Here is a 17,171-nt window from a genome sequence, read left to right as displayed (position 1 = left end):
ATCAATTTAATTTTTTGTGGGCTTCAATTGCGGCTATTTTTCCGGAAATAAGACTTGGAGGAACGCCGGGTCCCGGAACCGTCAGCTGTCCTGCATAAAATAAATTTTTCACTTTTTTGTTTCTCAATGAGGGCTTCAGAACGGCGGTTTGCGACAGTGTATTGGCCAATCCGTAGGCATTTCCGGCGTATGCGTTGTAATCTTCTTTAAAATCATCGATGCAATAGCTTCTCTTATATTCGATTTTGGAGCTTAGGTTGGATGTTTTGGTGTGTTTTTCCAGTCGCTCCATCATTTCTAAGAAATATTTTTCTCTTTCTTGTTCAGAATCTTCTATTCCTGTGGCAATGGGCATCAGAAGAAATAGATTTTCGCAGCCTTCCGGCGCTACACTATCATCCGTTTTGGAAGGGCAGCAGACGTAAAACAAGGGTTTCGTAGGCCATTTTTTATCGTCATAAATTTCTTTGGTATGAAGCTCCAAATCGTTCTCAAAGAACAAAGTGTGATGTTTCAGATTCGGTATTTTTTCTTTAATTCCAAGGTAAAAAATCAGACAAGACGGCGCAAACGTTCTCTTTTCCCAATACTCGTCATCGTAATTCCGAAATTCTTTCGCGAGCAGCCGGCGCTCGGTATGGGCATAATCTGAAGAAGCCACCACGGCATCGAAACCCGTTGATTCGCCCTTAATTAAAAGGGCAGTTGCCTCTTTGTCTTTAACAATAATTTGCTCTACATTGGCTTCAAAATGAAATGTAACACCTTGATCCAAAGCAATTTGGTGCATTGCTTCTATAATTTTGATGAAGCCTCCCATTGGGTACCAAGTGCCAAGTTTGTAGCCGCCATAATTCATCAAGCTGTAAAGAGCCGGAATATCTTTTGGCGCTGCGCCGAGGAAAATCACCGGGAATTCCATCAGCATAATCAATTTGGGATGAGAAAAATACTTGCGGACAAAGGTGCTGAAATCGGACAGCAAATCAAGCTTTAGCGCGCTATTCAAAATCTTTAGCGAAAAGAATTCCCACCAAGAATGGCAAGGCTTGGTCACGTAATCCTGCATCCCGACTTCATATTTGTATTGCGCGTCTTTCATAAAATCGTCCAGCTTTTTCCCGGCACCTTTCTCGATTTGTTCAAAGAGCGCCTTCATTTCATCAAAATCTTTTGGAATTGCCATCACGCCGTCGGCGAAGACCATCTCGAACTGAGGATCCAACGGAACTAGCTCGTAGAAATCTGATGCTTTCCGTCCAAAATCATTAAAGAAATTTTCGATGATATCCGGCATCCAATACCAGCTTGGTCCCATATCGAAAGTGTATCCATTTTCCGTTTGGAAACTTCTGGCTCGGCCTCCGTGGGTGGCATTCTTTTCGTAAACGTGAACTTCGTGACCCAGCTGAGCCGCATACGCAGCAGCAGACAATCCCGAAAATCCAGATCCGATGATGGCTATTTTACTTCCCATAAATTAATTTTTTCCGAAAGAATATTCTTTGTAAACAGTTTCGATGAGATTTTGGCTGTCGATATTTTTAGAAAATATGGGATGATGAAAGTGATCCAATTTGCTCAGAATTTTGATCAACTGCATTTTCTCGGCATGGTTCAGATTTCCTGCAACAATATTGGTAGCCTCGCGGATTTTCTTCATCTGTTTTTCGAGATCTCTATTTCCCTTTTCAGTGATGACGAGAACTTTTGATCTTTTATCTTTTTCAGAATCGGATTGCTCTACCCAGCCTTGTTTTATTAGCCGATTTATGATCAGGATTCCAGAAGATTTATCCTGAATATTTTTCTTTATCAATTCCATTTTTGTCATCGGTCCAAAGGCTTTCAAGTTGATCAAATAACTGAATTCGTCTTGCGTGCGGAAATCGGAGTTTGCAATCGCCGACTTGGAATAAGACTTAGCATATCGGTTGAGATGCACAAACAACGTGCTGATGACGCTTTCCGGCGATCTTCCGTTTTCCTTGCCTTCCCAGTCCGGTTCATTGCCAACCGATTGGTTATTGATTTGATCTGCTATCCAATTCTTGAAGCCTGCGATGTCGGAAGAATAGACCTGATTTTTACTTTCTCTATCAAAGGTTTCGAGCAGATTGATCAAATCCTTTATTAATTGATAATTCATTTTCTTGTTTTAAAAAGTTTGTAAATATACTAATTATTATTTATAAAAGTATATTTATTTTCTAAATTTAAAATTATGTTGAATATTGTTATTCTAAAATTTCTTAAGGAAGAGGCTTTAATAGTTAAGATATTCTTAAAAATATTAATTTTTCAAAAAAAATAGGCATTTGTGGAATCCATATTGTGTTAGCTACACAAATATTTAAAACAAAACGTTATGAAAACAATGAAAATTAAAAGTTTGTTTTTGGGGCTGTCTCTGGCAACTGCCGGTTATCTACAGGCACAAAACACACAAACGACCGATACTACCAAAACTAATACTAATGCAGTAGCTTCCGCCGAAACTAGCAATCCAAGTACGGACGCGCTGCAAAAACAAGCGGCAGCAAAACCGGATGACACACAGGCGCTGACGACGTTGGCAACCAAGTATCAGGATGCAGGCGACTGGAACTCTGCCATTGCGACTTGGAAAAAAGTCATAGCCCTGATTCCCGATTGGGCGCCGGCCTATTACAGTCTTGGATATGCGTATCAATCCTCTAAAGACAACGATTCTGCGAAGACGGCTTATGAGCAATATATTGCCAAAATAAAACCCGAAGAAATTGAATCTTCGAAGAAAAACTTGGCGTATGCGTATTTCTTTGTAGCCTTTCAGGAAAAGGATAAAGACAAAGAAAAAGCGAAACAGTATATCGCAAAATCTTTGCAATACGACAGTTCTAACCAAGATGCGCTCAACCTGAGCAAAAGCTTGACGAACTAATTTTAAAACACTATTTAATTACAGAAAAGACGCTTTTTGGGCGTCTTTTCCCGTTTTATAAAATGACACGGAAGCAATCTCTTTAATGAGCTTGCTTCAATCCCTTCTTCTTTTTAATTTTTTGGAACCTTTAACGGAGCAGTATTATGACCGCTTCGCTCGTCATTTTTCGCAAAAAATTAATGAAAATTGCTGCTTCAATGTCAAGATCCGGAAAATCCAAAACGAGGGTTTGATTTACAGTTTTTTGTATATTTGTAATGGATTGGTGTTGAGGGGTTTGCTACAGAAAGCAAGCTACGGACGCCTACTAATTAAAAAAAGACTTCAATGACAGTAAGAGAAACTGCAAAAGAACGGCCTCTTTTGATATTTTTTTCCTTAGCGTATTTATTTGCATGGTTAAGTTGGTTACCATTAGTTCTTTCACAAACAGGAATTGGTTATCTGCCAGTAAAAATTCCTATGCAGTACGTAGTGATAGGAAGCTATGCACCCTTATTTGCCGCCCTTTTTACACAAAAACTATCTAAAGGAAATTTTATATTCTTTAATTTCAGGTTTTCATGGCGAGCAATAATCATTGGACTACTTGTGGGCTTTGCCTTAATAGCTTCAGCGTTCGTAATTATTCCGAGTGCAGTTCTCACAATTCCTCCTTTAAGTTCATTAAACTGGAAAGCCTTTTCTTTATACCCTTCTGCAATTATTCATATGATTTTTTTTGCTGCAGGACCACTCGGTGAAGAACCGGGATGGAGAGGATTTGCTTTGCCAAGATTATTAAAAATATGTAGTCCGTTTTTAGCTTCACTTATTTTAGGTCTGTTATGGTTTGCGTGGCACTTACCGTTATTTTTGATTCCTGCCTGGACATCAAGCCCAATGATTGTTTATGCTATACTTGTTATCAGTTTTTCGTTTATTATGACATTTGTGTACAACATTTCTAAAGAAAATATTATTATTGCAATTATAATGCACGCTGTATTTAATTCCAGTCCTTTTGTATTAAACGCTTTTCTTGCAAATGCTAAGACAAAGAATTTTATATCAGTTGAGTTGCTTTTAGCTCTGTCTTTTTTATTCGTAGCAACAATGTTACTGATTCTTACACGCGGCAAACTTGGACAAGTAGCGGTAAGCATAAAAAGAGACATAACAGACTAAATGGCATGTAAAAAAGGTTTGGCAAGAGGCTGGCTGAAGAAATAACAATCTGCTGTAGTGCACTATCATAGGTGCTTCCATCAGACGAACAATTTCGGCTTTTTGTATTTACCTTCTGCTTTGGTTTTCATTTGTCTGACATTCGGGCGAAAAGTTAATTGAACTGCAGCCCCTCGCCATGTCATCAACGTTCCACACAATAAATTTCCCAAACTTACGCAGAACACTTCGTAAAAATCTAGTTCTTCCGGAACTCGCTAATGAAATGCAGTTTCACATTCGGAAACTTCTCCTGCGTCATCACAATCGTGAAAGATGAATCGGCCAGAAAAACCAGTTGATCGTATTTGTCTCTGGCTAAAAATCTCTGCTTCAATCGCGCAAATTCTTTAAACTCATCAGACTTTTCGTCCGCTTCCACCCAACACGCTTTGTGGATGCCGATGGATTCGTAGGTGCATTTGGCGCCATATTCGTGTTCCAAACGGTATTGGATCACTTCATATTGCAGTGCTCCAACCGTTCCGATGATCTTCCGGTTGTTCATCGTCAATGTGAAAAGCTGCGCCACACCTTCGTCCATCAGCTGGTCGATTCCTTTGGCTAACTGTTTCGCTTTCAAAGGATCATCATTGTTGATGTACCGGAAATGCTCCGGAGAGAAATTTGGGATTCCTTTGAAACTGATTTTTTCGCCAGCCGTCAAAGTATCACCGATTCGGAAGTTTCCCGTATCGTGCAGTCCAACAATATCGCCGGGAAAGCTCTCGTCCACCACTTCTTTTTTATCTGCAAAAAAAGCGTTGGGAGAGGAGAACTTCATCTTTTTGCCTTCTCTCACAAGCAAGTAATTTTCATTTCTTTTGAACGTGCCGGAAACGACTTTCACAAATGCCAATCGATCTCTGTGTTTCGGATCCATATTGGCGTGGATCTTGAAAACAAATCCCGTGAAATTTTTCTCCTCGGGTTTTACAATTCTTGTCGAACTCTCCTTTGGCTGAGCCTGCGGCGCAATCTCGATGAAAGCATCCAGCAACTCTCGAACGCCAAAATTATTCAAAGCAGAACCGAAGAACACCGGTTGCAGATCGCCGTTAAGGTAATCATTTCGGTCAAATTCCGGATAGACAGATTCTACCAATTCCAATTCCTCCCGAAGCGTTGCGGCCGCTTTTGCACCAACCAACTCATCGATTTGCGCGTCATTGATGTCATCAAATTTCACCGCTTCACCCACTTTCTGCTTCTTCTCTTCCAAAAACAATTGGATGTTCTTTTCCCAAATGTTATAAATCCCTTGAAAATCTGCTCCCATACCAATCGGCAGAGAAAGTGGCGTCACGCGCAGACCCAGTTTTTGCTCCACTTCGTCCAGCAAATCGAAGGCATCTTTGCCTTCGCGATCCAGTTTGTTGATGAAAACCAACATCGGAATATTTCGCATTCTGCAAACCTGAACCAATTTTTCCGTCTGTTCCTCAACTCCTTTTGCCACGTCTATCACGACAATTACGGAGTCCACGGCCGTCAAAGTTCTATAAGTATCCTCAGCAAAATCCTTGTGACCCGGCGTATCCAAGATATTGATTTTATAACCTTTATATTCGAAAGCCAACACCGAGGTCGCGACGGAAATCCCTCTTTGGCGCTCGATTTCCATAAAATCGGAGGTTGCTCCTTTTTTGATCTTGTTCGATTTTACCGCGCCTGCTTCCTGGATGGCGCCTCCGAAAAGAAGAAGCTTCTCGGTAAGCGTCGTTTTTCCCGCATCGGGGTGTGAGATGATTCCGAAAGTTTTTCTCCTGCTGATTTCCTGTTCTAAAGACATAATAAAATTTGAGATTGCAAAAATCGTGTTTTTTGTTGGATTTTGAAAATCGACTTTATGACCAATAATAGAGTTCTGAAATGAAGTTTAAAGCTCATAATCCTGTCACAGCGATTATTTTTGAACGACATATCTAAGAAGCATCGAAATATTTTCATTAAATAATTTGGCAGAAATCAGTAACTTTCGGCTTCCAATGCCAATCAAAGGATTTTAAAAACCAATTTCTCTCATCGATGACGAAGCTTCAGAAGTTAAAAAACGCCATTCGGCATATCTTGAAACAGCCAAGTTTGCTCAATATTATTCTCGATTTGAATGATATTCGCAAACAAGAATTTCAAAAAGAATATCCGGATTTTCTCAGTCTTCCCGAAGTTTCTTTGGACGAAATATTCGATGGAAATTTCGATGCTGATGTGGAGCTTTTTATTCTGGATGGCGGTTCGCTCCCGACAGATTTGGCATTGCTAAAGACTTTGGCGCAAGGCAAAAACTCATATTTCGAGATCGGAACTTGGCGTGGCGAAAGTGTGTGGAACGTGGCAAAATTGATTGATGACTGTACAACTCTCAATCTTTCCAAACAAGAAATGGAAGCGATGGGATGGAACAAAAAATACGCGGAACTTCACGGCATATTGTCCAAAAAAAATCCGAAAATTCTGCATTTGGAAGGCAACACCAAAACTTATGATTTTGCAGGATTGAATAAAAAATACGATTTGATCTTCATCGATGGCGATCATTCTTACGAGATGGTAAAGCACGATACAGAAAAGGTTTTCCGGTATTTGGTTCACGAAAAAACGGTGGTAGTCTGGCACGATTACGCCTACAATCCGGAGAAAATACGATACGAAGTTTTCAAGGCTATTTTGGATGCTTTGCCGAAAGAGTTGCACCAAAATCTCTATCATCCTCAAAATACGATGTGCGCCATTTTTACAAAAAATAAATACAAAACTTCCACTTTCGAAAGTCCGAAAAATCCGGAAGTTTTGTTTGAAGTGAATTTGAAATCAAATAAATTTTAATTGAAGTTCCTCATCATTATTCCCGCCCACAACGAAGAAAAGAGCATTGCTTCGTGTCTGGAATCTCTACAAAATCAGAGTTTTCAGGATTTTACGATCGTTGTGGTCAATGACGGTTCGCGGGACAAGACAAGGGAAATTGTAGAGCATTTCCAAAATCAGACCTCGAACATTCGGCTTGTAAATCTGGAAAAATCCGAACATCAGCCGGGCGCGAAAGTCGTCAGAACTTTTTACAAAGGTCTGGAATCCATGGACTGGAAAGCTTTTGATGTCATCTGTAAATTTGACGCAGATATTGTTTTTCCAAGGAATTATTTGTGGGAAATCAACCGTGTTTTCGAAGAAAATCCCAAAGCCGGCGTGGTTTCCGGCTTGGTTTATATAAGAAATTACAAACAAAATCCACAAATAAAAAATCTGAAATTGCCAAGTGAAAATTTATTTGATTTTTCAAATAAAAACCACGATTGGATTTTCGAAAATCTATCGTCCAAAAATCACGTTCGTGGTCCGATAAAAGCTTACAGGAAAGATTGTTTTGAAGATATGAATGGATTGAGACCCGTTTTGGGCTGGGACAATTTGGATGTTTTGTTGGCGAAAAAGTACGGTTGGGAAGTGGTGACGATCAAGGATATTTGGGTCAAACATTTGCGCCCAACGGCTTACCAATACAAAAGCCAGAAAGCAGAAAAACTCGGACAATATTTTTACAACATCGGCCTTAGCTTGCCCTTGGCAATGATTTCTTCTGCAAAATCAAGTTTCAAAAACCGTTCGGCCAAGGAGTTTTTCATCACGATGAAGTCTTTCTTGAAGCAAAATAAAAAAAGAGAATTGAGCACAGAAGAAATCCGTTTTATCCGGAATCTGCGTTGGAAAGAGTTTTTCAGAAATTTTGGATTATGAAAAAAATCGCTTACATAGAACTCGATACGCACGCCGAATTGGCTGCCAGTTTTTATAAACTGACCAAAGATTCGGAAGATTTTGATGTCGATTTTTATTTTTCCGAAAAGATCTTTAAATTTCTCGACATTCATGAGGAAAATATCTTTCTTACAGAATATTCCCAGCTTTCTGAAACTTTGGCAAATAAAAAATATGACCTTGTGATTATCGGAACGGTTCACCGGCATTTTATTTTTTACAAATCTGTTGTGGAGCGCTTCAATACCGCAATAGTGGTTCACAATCTCACTTTTGCCAAAACCTCCAAATGGATTTTGTTCCAAAGTATTTTCAAAAAAGACCAACAGTACCGGCTGAAATTATTTCTAAAAGAAGGTCTTTTGGAAGCGCCAAGCCTCTATCGGAAAGCGAAATACCTTTTGGGAATAGATGAAGCGATGGCCAAAAAGAATAAGCTCAAGTTTTTTCCTCTTTTTTTTAATCAATTTGACAGTCAAGTTTCTGAAAATGATGTCATTACAGTTGTTGTTCCGGGGGAAGTTTCGCAGAAAAGAAGAGATTACAATTCGTTGTTGGCAAAACTTAAAAATTTCAAAAATATTGGTCAAAATTATGATATTATACTTTTGGGAAAAGCCGCGGGCAGAGAATTGGAAGTATTAAAGTCAATTTCTGATCAACTGCCTCAATTTATTAATATTAAATACTTTACGGAAAAAATTTCGCAAAAATATTTTGACAAACAAATGCTGAAAGCGGATGTTCTATATTGCCCCATTCAAACCGAAACCCAATTTTTTTCGATCAAAGAAATCTACGGCCTCACGAAAATCAGCGGAAACATTGGAGATGCCATCAAATATGGTAAACCAGCCATTTTCCCGCCGGCATATCGTGCGGATTTGCCGTTTATAATTGAGGAAAAACCAGATTTGCAAACGCAATTTTCGGAACTCAAAAATCAAAGATTTGATTTCAGTCCCTTTTCAAAAGAAAGTATTAGCCGGCGTCTGCAATTATTTCTAAACACGCTTTAGCTGCTTGCCAGATTGAATCACTAAAAGATTAAAACTTCCCGGAAAATTCGCTATTTTTGTTATCTTAATTTTTGAGTTTGGAATGGATTATCTGAAAGGATTGAATGAGCCTCAGCTTGAGGCAGTTACCACATTGCAAGGGCCGTTGATGGTTTTGGCAGGCGCAGGTTCCGGCAAGACCAGGGTTCTCACGATGCGGATTGCCCATCTCATTACCAACGGGGTGGATCCTTTTAATATTTTGGCCCTCACCTTTACCAACAAAGCCGCCAAGGAGATGAAAGAACGCATCGCGAGAGTCGTAGGCCATAGCGATGCAAAATCCCTCTGGATGGGAACTTTTCACTCCGTTTTTGCTAGGATGTTGAGAAGCGAGGCGCATTATCTCGGTTTTCCATCCAACTTTACCATTTACGATTCTCAGGACGCGCTCAATGTGATGAAGAAGGTCATCAAGGAACTGAACATCGATGCGGAAATATACAAACCCAAAAAAGTGCTTTCCAGAATTTCGCAGTACAAAAATAATCTCATCACCGTTCACGCTTATTTCAATAATCCAGAACTAATGGAAGCAGATGAAAAGGCGAATCTGAAACTAATCGGTGAGATTTACAGAAAATATGTAGAGGTTTGTTTCCGAAACGGCGCGATGGATTTCGACGATTTGCTGTTGAGAACCAATGAGTTATTGACGCGGTTTCCGGAAGTTTTGGCCAAATATCAAGACAGATTTCGATATATTTTGGTCGATGAGTATCAGGACACCAATCATTCCCAGTATTTGATTGTCAAGGCTTTAGCCTCAAAATTTGAAAATATCTGCGTGGTTGGAGACGATGCGCAATCGATCTATTCCTTCCGAGGTGCGAATATTTACAACATTCTCAATTTCAAAAAAGATTATCCCGATGCGGTGACGGTGTCTCTGGAACAGAACTATCGTTCGACCCAGAATATCGTGGATGCAGCGAATGCCGTGATTTCCAAAAACGTGCAGCAGTTCAAAAAAAATGTCTTTAGCGAGAACGAAATTGGCGAAAAAATCAAAGTTTATCGCAGCCTTTCCGATGCCGACGAAGCCAATTTTGTGGCGGCTAATATTTTTGAATTACACAATACGCAACAACACCATTTCTCCGATTTTGCGATTCTCTACAGAACCAATTCGCAAACCAGAGCCTTTGAAGATGCGCTCAGAAAAAAGAATATTCCCTACCGCGTATATGGCGGATTGTCTTTCTACCAAAGGAAAGAAGTGAAAGATTTACTGGCTTATCTGCGGCTTTTGGTCAACGAAAATGATTCGGAAGCTTTGTTTAGAATTATCAATTTTCCGGCAAGAGGCATTGGCGAAACGACTCAAAATAAATTAGTCGTTTTTGCAGATTCTCAGAACATTTCTGTCAGTCAGGTTTTGGATAATCTCGGGTTTTATGCGCCTCAATTAGGTTTGAACAATGGTGTATTGACCAAGCTTAATGATTTTTGGGCGATGATCAAAGCGTTCCAAGTGATGCTGAAAACCGAAAACGTTTACGATGTGGCGATGGAAGTGGCGAAACGAAGCGGCCTAATCAATTTGCTGAAAGAAGATCAAACCCCGGAAGGCGTTTCCAGAGTGGAAAATATTCAGGAATTGCTGAACTCGATGCAAGGTTTCATCGATGAGCAAACGCAAATAGAGGAGGGCGACCCCAGTTTGTCCAATTTTATGGAGAATATTGCGCTCTCTGCCGATACTCAGAATGATAAAGACGATGACCGAGACAAAGTATCGCTGATGACCATCCACCTCTCCAAAGGTTTGGAATTCCCTGTGGTTCATTTAGTTGGGTTGGAAGAAAATCTTTTTCCCAGTTTTATGAGCAGTTCTACGAGAGAAGAACTGGAGGAAGAAAGACGGCTTTTCTACGTCGCGTTGACGAGGGCAGAGAAGCAAGTATTTTTCAGCTACGCCGTTTCCAGATTTCAATGGGGGAAAATTACCGATGCCGAGCCGTCGAGATTCCTGAGCGAGGTAGATCCAAAATATCTGGAAATGATCAATCCTGTGACGGAACTCCAGTTTGTGAACCGTTCCGGACTGGATTCCACTATCTTTGACGATGGGCCTTCCGAGCCCAGATTTTTCAAAAAGAAAGAAGAGAAAAAAACATTGGAAAAGAATGTAAATGCGCCGCTTCCAAAACAATTGAAACCCGTTGCGACGGCGAGAATCATTAATCCTGCCGGGCAATCTTCGGAAAATATCGAAGTGGGCGATCTGGTGCGTCACGACCGTTTTGGCGTTGGAGAAGTGAAGTTTTTGGACGGCACCGATCCTCAAAACATCAAAGCGAAAGTGATTTTCAAAAATGAAGGCGAGAAAAATCTAATATTGAAATTTGCTAAATTGACAAAAATTTAAGAGGCAAGATAAAAGTTGAAAAGAAACAAGAATAAAGTAAAAAAATTCAAAATTGATTTTTAACCACAAAAGTTACAAAAGAATTAAGTAAATAAGTTCTTTACGAAAGAACAAAAAAGCATCCTTTTGATATCAAGATTTTTAACTTTTGAAAATCTTAAGAAGCAAGAAAAACTATTGTGACTTTGTGGTTCGTAGTTTTTTAATATTAACAAAAAAGCGAAAAGCAAGTTGCCGGAAGCCAAAAGCAATACTATGATTCGAGCAAAAAACATACATAAATTCTACGGAACTCTGGAAGTCCTGAAAGGCGTTGATATCGTGATAAAACCGGCAGAAGTGGTCTCCATCGTGGGCGAATCGGGCGCAGGAAAATCGACGCTACTGCAGATTCTCGGCACTCTGGACAATCCTTCAGATCCCGAAAAATATGAGACCGATATCAGGCTCGATGGCAATAGTTTTCTGAAAATGAAAGACCGAGAATTATCAAAATTCAGGAACAAAAATATAGGTTTTGTGTTTCAGAATCATCAACTTTTGCCCGAATTTACGGCGCTGGAAAATGTCCTTTTGCCATCGAGAATTGGCGGAATTCCTGAGAAAGAAGTTTTGGAAAAAGCGTATTCACTCTTCGAAGATCTCAATATTGCCAGCCGACTGCATCACAAGCCGTCGCAGCTTTCCGGCGGTGAATCTCAGAGAGTGGCCGTGGCGAGGGCTTTGATTAATTCTCCAAAAATCATCTACGCCGATGAACCTACGGGAAATCTCGATTCCAAAAATGCCGATGCCCTTCATCAATTATTTTTTGATTTGAGGGATAAGTATGATCAAACCTTCGTGATTGTGACGCACAACGCTGTTTTGGCGGAAAGTACGGACAGAAAGCTGGTGATGAAAGATGGGCAGATTCTTTTATGATGAAAAATTAAAAAATCATTTCAAAGGTATTAAAATGAGCATCAAATCCCTTGCGGAAGACGACCGCCCAAGAGAAAAATTCCTGTTGAAAGGAAAGTCGGCAGTTTCGGATTCGGAGCTGTTGGCCATCATTATGGGAAGCGGAAATAAGGAAGAATCTGCGGTGGAATTGGCAAGAAGGATTTTGAACTCGGTGGAAAACAATTGGCACCGACTAAGTCAATTATCAATTAAAGATTTGACAAAGTTCAAAGGCGTTGGCGAGGCCAAAGCCATTTCTATTGCTACGGCTCTGGAAATCGGGACCAGGCGATCGCAACAGGAAGTTTTGGAACGATCGCAGATCACCAGCAGCAAAGACAGTTATGAGATATTGGAAACGCATTTGTCTCATCTTTCTACGGAAGAGTTTTGGGTTATTTTCCTCAATCATCAGAACAAAGTTTTGTACAAAGCCTGTCTTTTTCGAGGCGGTATCGATAGTTCGGCAGTCGATGTGCGCGTGATTTTCAAAACGGCTTTGGAACATTTTTCTACCAGAATTGTCGTGGCGCACAACCATCCTGCCGGCAGCCTAAAACCGAGCCAGCAAGATCTCAATTTGACTCAGAAGATCAGGGAAGCAGGGAACTTACTGAATATCGACCTGCTGGATCATCTGATTCTCACGCAGAACGGTTATTATAGTTTTATAGACGAAGGCCTCTTGTGAAATGATCAAACGAATTAAATATCAAGACATTAACTTTGAAAAATATAGCCATTGCATAGAAAATTCTGTTCAGAAAAATTTCTACTGCCAAAAAGAAAACCTCGATTTTTTGAGCAAAAACTGGGAGCTTTTGGTTTACGGAGATTATGAAGCGGCAATGCCGGTTCCGTTCATCAAAAAAGCCTTTGTCAAAATCGTTTTGATGCCCTTGTTCTGCCAACAATTGGGGATTTTTGGAAACTCGGATAAAAAAATTAACGAAGCATTTTTCAGATATTTAAAACAAAACTATACGGTGTGGAACTATGCGTTTAATTTTCATAATGAATTTGAAAGTCCATTCTTTAAAAAGAAAAATTACGTTATTCCCGTTCAGGAATATGCTTTCCTGAGGCGCAAGAAATATTTTAAAGGCCGAAAGTCCACTGTCAAAATGTCGCAGCATCTTGATTTTAAAGTTCTTACACTTCAAGAATCTACTTTGGAGTTTATTAAAAATAACTTCAAAGGACTCGAAAAAGAATCGGATATCAGATTTTTCATCGAATATCTTTTTTTTCTTGAGCAACATAAGCAATTGAGACTCTACGGCAGTTATTTCGAAAATCAATTGACGAATATTGCCGTATTAATCGATGATGAGACGTCGTATTCACTGCTTGGATTAATCAACAATGACGAGTTCAGAATTCATAACGGCGCCTCGTTTTTGATAGACCGGATTTTAGAACTTAACATCCAATCAAAAGCGTTCAATTTTATGGGCGGAAGCCTTCGCGGTATCGAGGTATTTTTTAAAAGTTTCGGTGCAGAGCTTCAAGAGTATCCTTTTATTGGAAACAGTAAAAGAGATATCATCAAAAACTTCCTAAAAATTTCTTAATATTGCAATCCGATCTCGAAAATATGTTTGACTCAGATTATTTGCCTTATGCTTTTGCGGTAATCATTGCTTTGCCATTTCTGGTCTTTGCCAGGAAATTCGTTTACGATTTTGTGAAATTAAAAAAACAGGAAATCAATTTCTTGGCGGCAAAAAACAACAGCGCGATCAAGGTTCAAGCTTTGGAAAGGATGACGCTTTTTCTGGAACGCTTGAAACCTTCGAATCTTGTGATGAAATTTGATAAAAACCTGCAACCTCACGAGTTTGTGTTCCTGACGGAAAAAAACATCCTCGAGGAATTTGATTACAATGCTTCCCAGCAACTTTATATTTCGAAATCCTCCTGGCAAGACATCGTCACGTGCAAGAACAATATCCTGCAAAGTCTTCGCAAAACTTATGAAAGTCTGACTGAAAACTCGTCGCTGGAAGATTTCAAAACTATTTTTCTGATGGATTATCTAAACGCTCCGGATTACATCGCAGATACCATCGACAACCTCAGAAAAGAACTTAACAAAATAACATAAAACCCAGAAAAACAAATGATTCCAAATTTTAAAGCCCATCCGTGGCACGGGATTTCAGCCGGCGAGAACGCTCCGGAAGTGGTCAACGTTTTCGTAGAAATAGTCCCGTCGGATACCATCAAATACGAAGTAGATAAAGAAAGCGGCTATTTAAAAGTAGATCGACCACAAAAATTCTCCAACATCATCCCTGCAATGTATGGCTTTGTGCCGCGAACCTATTGCGAAGAAGAAGTGAAGAACTTGGCAGTAGCCACCGGCGCCATCGGCGTCACAGAGGGCGATCACGACCCTTTGGACATCTGCGTTCTCAGTTCGCACAATTTCACGTCGGGCAATATTCTGTTGGAAGCAATTCCCATCGGAGGTTTTCAAATGATTGATAAAGGCGAAGCCGATGACAAGATTATCTCAGTTTTGGTGGAAGATCAGGTATATGGCCACATCAGAGATATTTCTGAGTTGCCGACTGCCCAAGTCAACCGACTTTTGCATTATTTCTTGAGTTACAAAAACTTGCCGACCGAGCCGGCCAAAGTAAAAATCGATTTGATTTATGACGCAGATCAAGCCAAAAAAGTCATCTTGGCTTCACAACAAGACTATGCCGACAATTTTGTAAAATAAATTACCGATTACCAGTACAAAATGCCATCTTTCTGAGGTGGCCATTTTATTTGTTTTTATTTGGGCGCCTTTTCCGTCCTCCGTTCCCGCTATCCGCCTGCGGCGGATGAGCTCCACTCAGGCCGGGGCGCGCTTCGCCAAGATTGAAGATTTTTGATTTAATTCAACAAGACTAGAGAAGTTTCCCGGTGAGAAAAAGTCCCGCAACAGAGAAATAAATTATTAGACCGGTGACATCCACCAGCGTTGCCACGAATGGCGCAGAAGAGGTGGCGGGATCTAGCTTCATCTTTTTGAGGACAAACGGCACCATCGATCCCGAAATAGTGCCCCAAAGTACGATCAGCATTAGCGAAAATGCGATACTCAATCCTACATACACCCAATGTTCTCCGTAATTGAAAAGACCCACTTTTTGCCAAAATGCAATGCGCATAAAACCGATAATTCCCAAAATACTGCCCAGAAAAATTCCCGTTAAAATTTCCTTTTTCATCACGTACCACCAGTCTTTCAATCCAATTTCCTGAAGTGCCATCGCTCGGATAATCAGCGTTGCCGCCTGCGAACCGGTATTGCCGCCGCTCGAAATGATCAGCGGCACAAAAAGCGCGAGCACAACTGCCTTCTGAATCTCCTCCTCGAAATACCCCATCGCAGAAGCCGTCAACATCTCTGAAATGAAAAGAACAATTAACCAAAAACCCCTTTTTTTGACCATTTCGAAAGTGGAAGTTTGCGTATAAGGCATATCCAAGGCTTCCAAACCTCCAAATTTCTGGATATCTTCGGTGTTTTGTTGCTCGATTTGATCCAAGATATCGTCTATCGTAACAATCCCGACCAAGACGCCATTTTCTGTGATAATCGGCAAGGCACTTCGGTCATATTTTTCAAAATACGGCACCGCATCTTCTTTGGAAGTGGTGGTTGTAATGGCCACAAAATGGTGGTCACAGAGTTCGGAAATCAGTTGATCTTCGTCAGCCAGCAGGAGCGCGCCGATTGTAATGTCATCGATCAGAATATTTTTCTCATCTACAACATAAAGAAAATTGAGGGTCTCCACCTTCTTTCCGACTTTTTTGATTTGTTGGAAGCATCGTTTTACGGTCCATTCTTTACGGATCTGCACATAGTACGGCGTCATCAAACGGGCAATAGAATCCGCTTCGTAGCCCAAAAGTTTCAGCGCAACCCGTCTTTCTTGAGGATTCAGAAGGTTGATACAGGTTTTGATCAGTTCATCCGGAAAATCTTCGAAAAGTTGGGTACGGTCGTCCGGCGACATTTCGTTGAGGATGTCGGAAACCTCGTGGCTCGCCATGCTCCGGATCGTTTCTTCTTGGAAATCAGGATCTAAATGCGCAAAGACTTCTGCCTTTTCAGATTTTGGGAGTTTGAGAAATTCCAACAAGCGTTCTTTCACCGGCAATTTGCTCAGTGATTCTGCCACGTCGGCTGGATTCAATATGATTTCCGTATTCTCGATGGTATAGAATTTTGCCTTGCAAAAGTATTAAAATCTAAAAGATTTTCTTTAGAATTAGATTAATATTATGTGAAATAAAAGTAGAACAGAGAAAGATCGAAAATTATTTCCTCAACTCCTTATTCATTTTTCGGATCGCGCCTTTGGTTCCGATGATTACCGAATTTTTCGCAGTACCGAGTAATCTGCCGTTTCCCTTGTACGTGTCGTAGGAAGTTTCCAAAATAAAATTTCCCTTGGCGTCATAAAGTTTCATACCCACAACCACTTGGTTGGAAAATACATAAGACCCCAATCCCACTTTAAAATACTTTACTTTGGAGATCACCGCCGCATCGGCACTGTTGTTCTGGCAAAGTTCTGTCACCGTTTTTACATCTACAGTGTCAAAAGAAACCGGCGTATCGACTTGCAGATAGTTGATGTTGCCAAGAGATTTCATCTTGTCGGACGTTGCGCTGTAAAAGGCCTCGTACGTTGGTTTTTTGATTTCATCGATGTCGGGAAAAACTTCCGGATTAAAAAACAGAACCGTTTTTATCTTAGAAACTTTGATGTCTTGATTTTTGTACAGCAGAGCATCTCCAAAATTTGCGCAGGAAATCAGGAGGACTGAGGCACAGAAATTTAGGATGCACGAGGATAAAGTTACTTTCATTGGCTTCCGCAAAATTACA

The 17,171-nt window shown here is 40.3% G+C and carries 16 protein-coding genes; 11 read left to right on the top strand and 5 right to left on the bottom strand.

Annotated features, from left to right (window positions below; all coding sequences use genetic code 11):
* Position 1: 1 nt before the first annotated feature.
* Both DTW91_RS09865 and DTW91_RS09860 read right to left on the bottom strand, forming a co-directional pair.
* Positions 2-1,477, bottom strand: coding sequence for a phytoene desaturase family protein (locus DTW91_RS09865; RefSeq protein ID WP_125203220.1), 1,476 nt, complete (start codon positions 1,475-1,477; stop codon positions 2-4).
* Between the two features lie 3 nt (positions 1,478-1,480).
* Positions 1,481-2,149 carry a MarR family winged helix-turn-helix transcriptional regulator gene (locus DTW91_RS09860; protein WP_125203219.1) on the bottom strand — a complete coding sequence of 223 codons (669 nt, stop codon included), beginning with the start codon at positions 2,147-2,149 and terminating at the stop codon, positions 1,481-1,483.
* A 219-nt stretch (positions 2,150-2,368) separates the two neighbouring features.
* Here DTW91_RS09860 and DTW91_RS09855 point away from each other — a divergent pair, with 219 nt between their 5' ends.
* Both DTW91_RS09855 and DTW91_RS09850 read left to right on the top strand, forming a co-directional pair.
* Positions 2,369-2,923, top strand: coding sequence for a tetratricopeptide repeat protein (locus DTW91_RS09855; protein ID WP_125203218.1), 555 nt, complete (start codon positions 2,369-2,371; stop codon positions 2,921-2,923).
* Between the two features lie 330 nt (positions 2,924-3,253).
* On the top strand, positions 3,254-4,093 hold the full coding sequence (locus DTW91_RS09850) for a CPBP family intramembrane glutamic endopeptidase (RefSeq protein WP_125203217.1): 840 nt from the start codon (positions 3,254-3,256) through the stop codon (positions 4,091-4,093).
* 238 nt (positions 4,094-4,331) lie between these two features.
* Here the strand turns inward: DTW91_RS09850 and DTW91_RS09845 are convergent, their stop codons facing one another.
* On the bottom strand, positions 4,332-5,924 hold the full coding sequence (locus DTW91_RS09845; protein ID WP_125203216.1) for a peptide chain release factor 3: 1,593 nt from the start codon (positions 5,922-5,924) through the stop codon (positions 4,332-4,334).
* A gap of 236 nt (positions 5,925-6,160) precedes the next feature.
* On the opposite strand from DTW91_RS09845, the gene DTW91_RS09840 reads away from it, so the two are divergent.
* The 9 genes from DTW91_RS09840 to DTW91_RS09800 all read left to right on the top strand — a co-directional run bounded on the left by DTW91_RS09840 (position 6,161) and on the right by DTW91_RS09800 (position 15,002).
* Entirely contained in the window at positions 6,161-6,961 is an 801-nt protein-coding gene (locus DTW91_RS09840; RefSeq protein ID WP_125203215.1) for a class I SAM-dependent methyltransferase, read from the top strand.
* A complete protein-coding gene (locus DTW91_RS09835; RefSeq protein WP_125203214.1) occupies positions 6,962-7,873 on the top strand; it encodes a glycosyltransferase family 2 protein in 912 nt (303 codons plus the stop codon).
* On the top strand, positions 7,870-8,913 hold the full coding sequence (locus DTW91_RS09830; protein ID WP_125203213.1) for a hypothetical protein: 1,044 nt from the start codon (positions 7,870-7,872) through the stop codon (positions 8,911-8,913). The genes DTW91_RS09835 and DTW91_RS09830 overlap by 4 nt, the downstream gene beginning before the upstream one ends.
* A gap of 82 nt (positions 8,914-8,995) precedes the next feature.
* On the top strand, positions 8,996-11,323 hold the full coding sequence (locus DTW91_RS09825) for an ATP-dependent helicase (RefSeq protein WP_125203212.1): 2,328 nt from the start codon (positions 8,996-8,998) through the stop codon (positions 11,321-11,323).
* Between the two features lie 255 nt (positions 11,324-11,578).
* A complete protein-coding gene (locus tag DTW91_RS09820; protein WP_125203211.1) occupies positions 11,579-12,247 on the top strand; it encodes an ABC transporter ATP-binding protein in 669 nt (222 codons plus the stop codon).
* A gap of 34 nt (positions 12,248-12,281) precedes the next feature.
* Positions 12,282-12,959, top strand: a complete 678-nt coding sequence (radC, locus tag DTW91_RS09815) for a RadC family protein (RefSeq protein WP_125203210.1) — start codon at positions 12,282-12,284, stop codon at positions 12,957-12,959.
* 1 nt (position 12,960) lies between these two features.
* Positions 12,961-13,842: a hypothetical protein gene (locus DTW91_RS09810; protein WP_125203209.1), complete on the top strand. Its 882-nt coding sequence runs from the start codon at positions 12,961-12,963 to the stop codon at positions 13,840-13,842.
* A gap of 23 nt (positions 13,843-13,865) precedes the next feature.
* The gene (locus tag DTW91_RS09805; protein WP_125203208.1) at positions 13,866-14,375 is read left to right on the top strand and encodes a hypothetical protein; all 510 of its coding nucleotides are present in this window, start codon (positions 13,866-13,868) and stop codon (positions 14,373-14,375) included.
* Positions 14,376-14,390: 15 nt separating this feature from the next.
* Positions 14,391-15,002 (top strand): inorganic pyrophosphatase, encoded by a 612-nt coding sequence (locus tag DTW91_RS09800; RefSeq protein ID WP_125203207.1) that lies wholly within the window; start codon positions 14,391-14,393, stop codon positions 15,000-15,002.
* A 172-nt stretch (positions 15,003-15,174) separates the two neighbouring features.
* Here the strand turns inward: DTW91_RS09800 and mgtE are convergent, their stop codons facing one another.
* Together mgtE and DTW91_RS09790 are read right to left on the bottom strand one after the other, a co-directional pair.
* Positions 15,175-16,473, bottom strand: coding sequence for a magnesium transporter (mgtE, locus tag DTW91_RS09795; RefSeq protein WP_262696672.1), 1,299 nt, complete (start codon positions 16,471-16,473; stop codon positions 15,175-15,177).
* Positions 16,474-16,597: 124 nt separating this feature from the next.
* Positions 16,598-17,152 (bottom strand): pyruvate decarboxylase, encoded by a 555-nt coding sequence (locus DTW91_RS09790; protein WP_125203205.1) that lies wholly within the window; start codon positions 17,150-17,152, stop codon positions 16,598-16,600.
* Positions 17,153-17,171: the final 19 nt, after the last annotated feature.

The sequence above is a fragment of the Chryseobacterium sp. SC28 genome, from assembly GCF_003932955.1.
In the GTDB taxonomy this organism is placed as follows: Bacteria; Bacteroidota; Bacteroidia; order Flavobacteriales; family Weeksellaceae; genus Epilithonimonas.
The sequence above is the reverse complement of the archived record's forward strand: the minus strand, read 5'-3'. Positions and strand labels throughout refer to the sequence as shown.

Excerpts from the sequence above, each read along its gene's own strand:
- DTW91_RS09865 (WP_125203220.1), bottom strand. The coding sequence starts at position 1,477 with ATGGGAAGTAAAATAGCCATCATCGGATCTGGATTTTCGGGATTGTCT.
- DTW91_RS09860 (WP_125203219.1), bottom strand. The coding sequence starts at position 2,149 with ATGAATTATCAATTAATAAAGGATTTGATCAATCTGCTCGAAACCTTT.
- DTW91_RS09855 (WP_125203218.1), top strand. The coding sequence starts at position 2,369 with ATGAAAACAATGAAAATTAAAAGTTTGTTTTTGGGGCTGTCTCTGGCA.
- DTW91_RS09850 (WP_125203217.1), top strand. The coding sequence starts at position 3,254 with ATGACAGTAAGAGAAACTGCAAAAGAACGGCCTCTTTTGATATTTTTT.
- DTW91_RS09845 (WP_125203216.1), bottom strand. The coding sequence starts at position 5,924 with ATGTCTTTAGAACAGGAAATCAGCAGGAGAAAAACTTTCGGAATCATC.
- DTW91_RS09840 (WP_125203215.1), top strand. The coding sequence starts at position 6,161 with ATGACGAAGCTTCAGAAGTTAAAAAACGCCATTCGGCATATCTTGAAA.
- DTW91_RS09830 (WP_125203213.1), top strand. The coding sequence starts at position 7,870 with ATGAAAAAAATCGCTTACATAGAACTCGATACGCACGCCGAATTGGCT.
- DTW91_RS09825 (WP_125203212.1), top strand. The coding sequence starts at position 8,996 with ATGGATTATCTGAAAGGATTGAATGAGCCTCAGCTTGAGGCAGTTACC.
- DTW91_RS09820 (WP_125203211.1), top strand. The coding sequence starts at position 11,579 with ATGATTCGAGCAAAAAACATACATAAATTCTACGGAACTCTGGAAGTC.
- radC (WP_125203210.1), top strand. The coding sequence starts at position 12,282 with ATGAGCATCAAATCCCTTGCGGAAGACGACCGCCCAAGAGAAAAATTC.
- DTW91_RS09810 (WP_125203209.1), top strand. The coding sequence starts at position 12,961 with ATGATCAAACGAATTAAATATCAAGACATTAACTTTGAAAAATATAGC.
- DTW91_RS09805 (WP_125203208.1), top strand. The coding sequence starts at position 13,866 with ATGTTTGACTCAGATTATTTGCCTTATGCTTTTGCGGTAATCATTGCT.
- DTW91_RS09800 (WP_125203207.1), top strand. The coding sequence starts at position 14,391 with ATGATTCCAAATTTTAAAGCCCATCCGTGGCACGGGATTTCAGCCGGC.
- DTW91_RS09790 (WP_125203205.1), bottom strand. The coding sequence starts at position 17,152 with ATGAAAGTAACTTTATCCTCGTGCATCCTAAATTTCTGTGCCTCAGTC.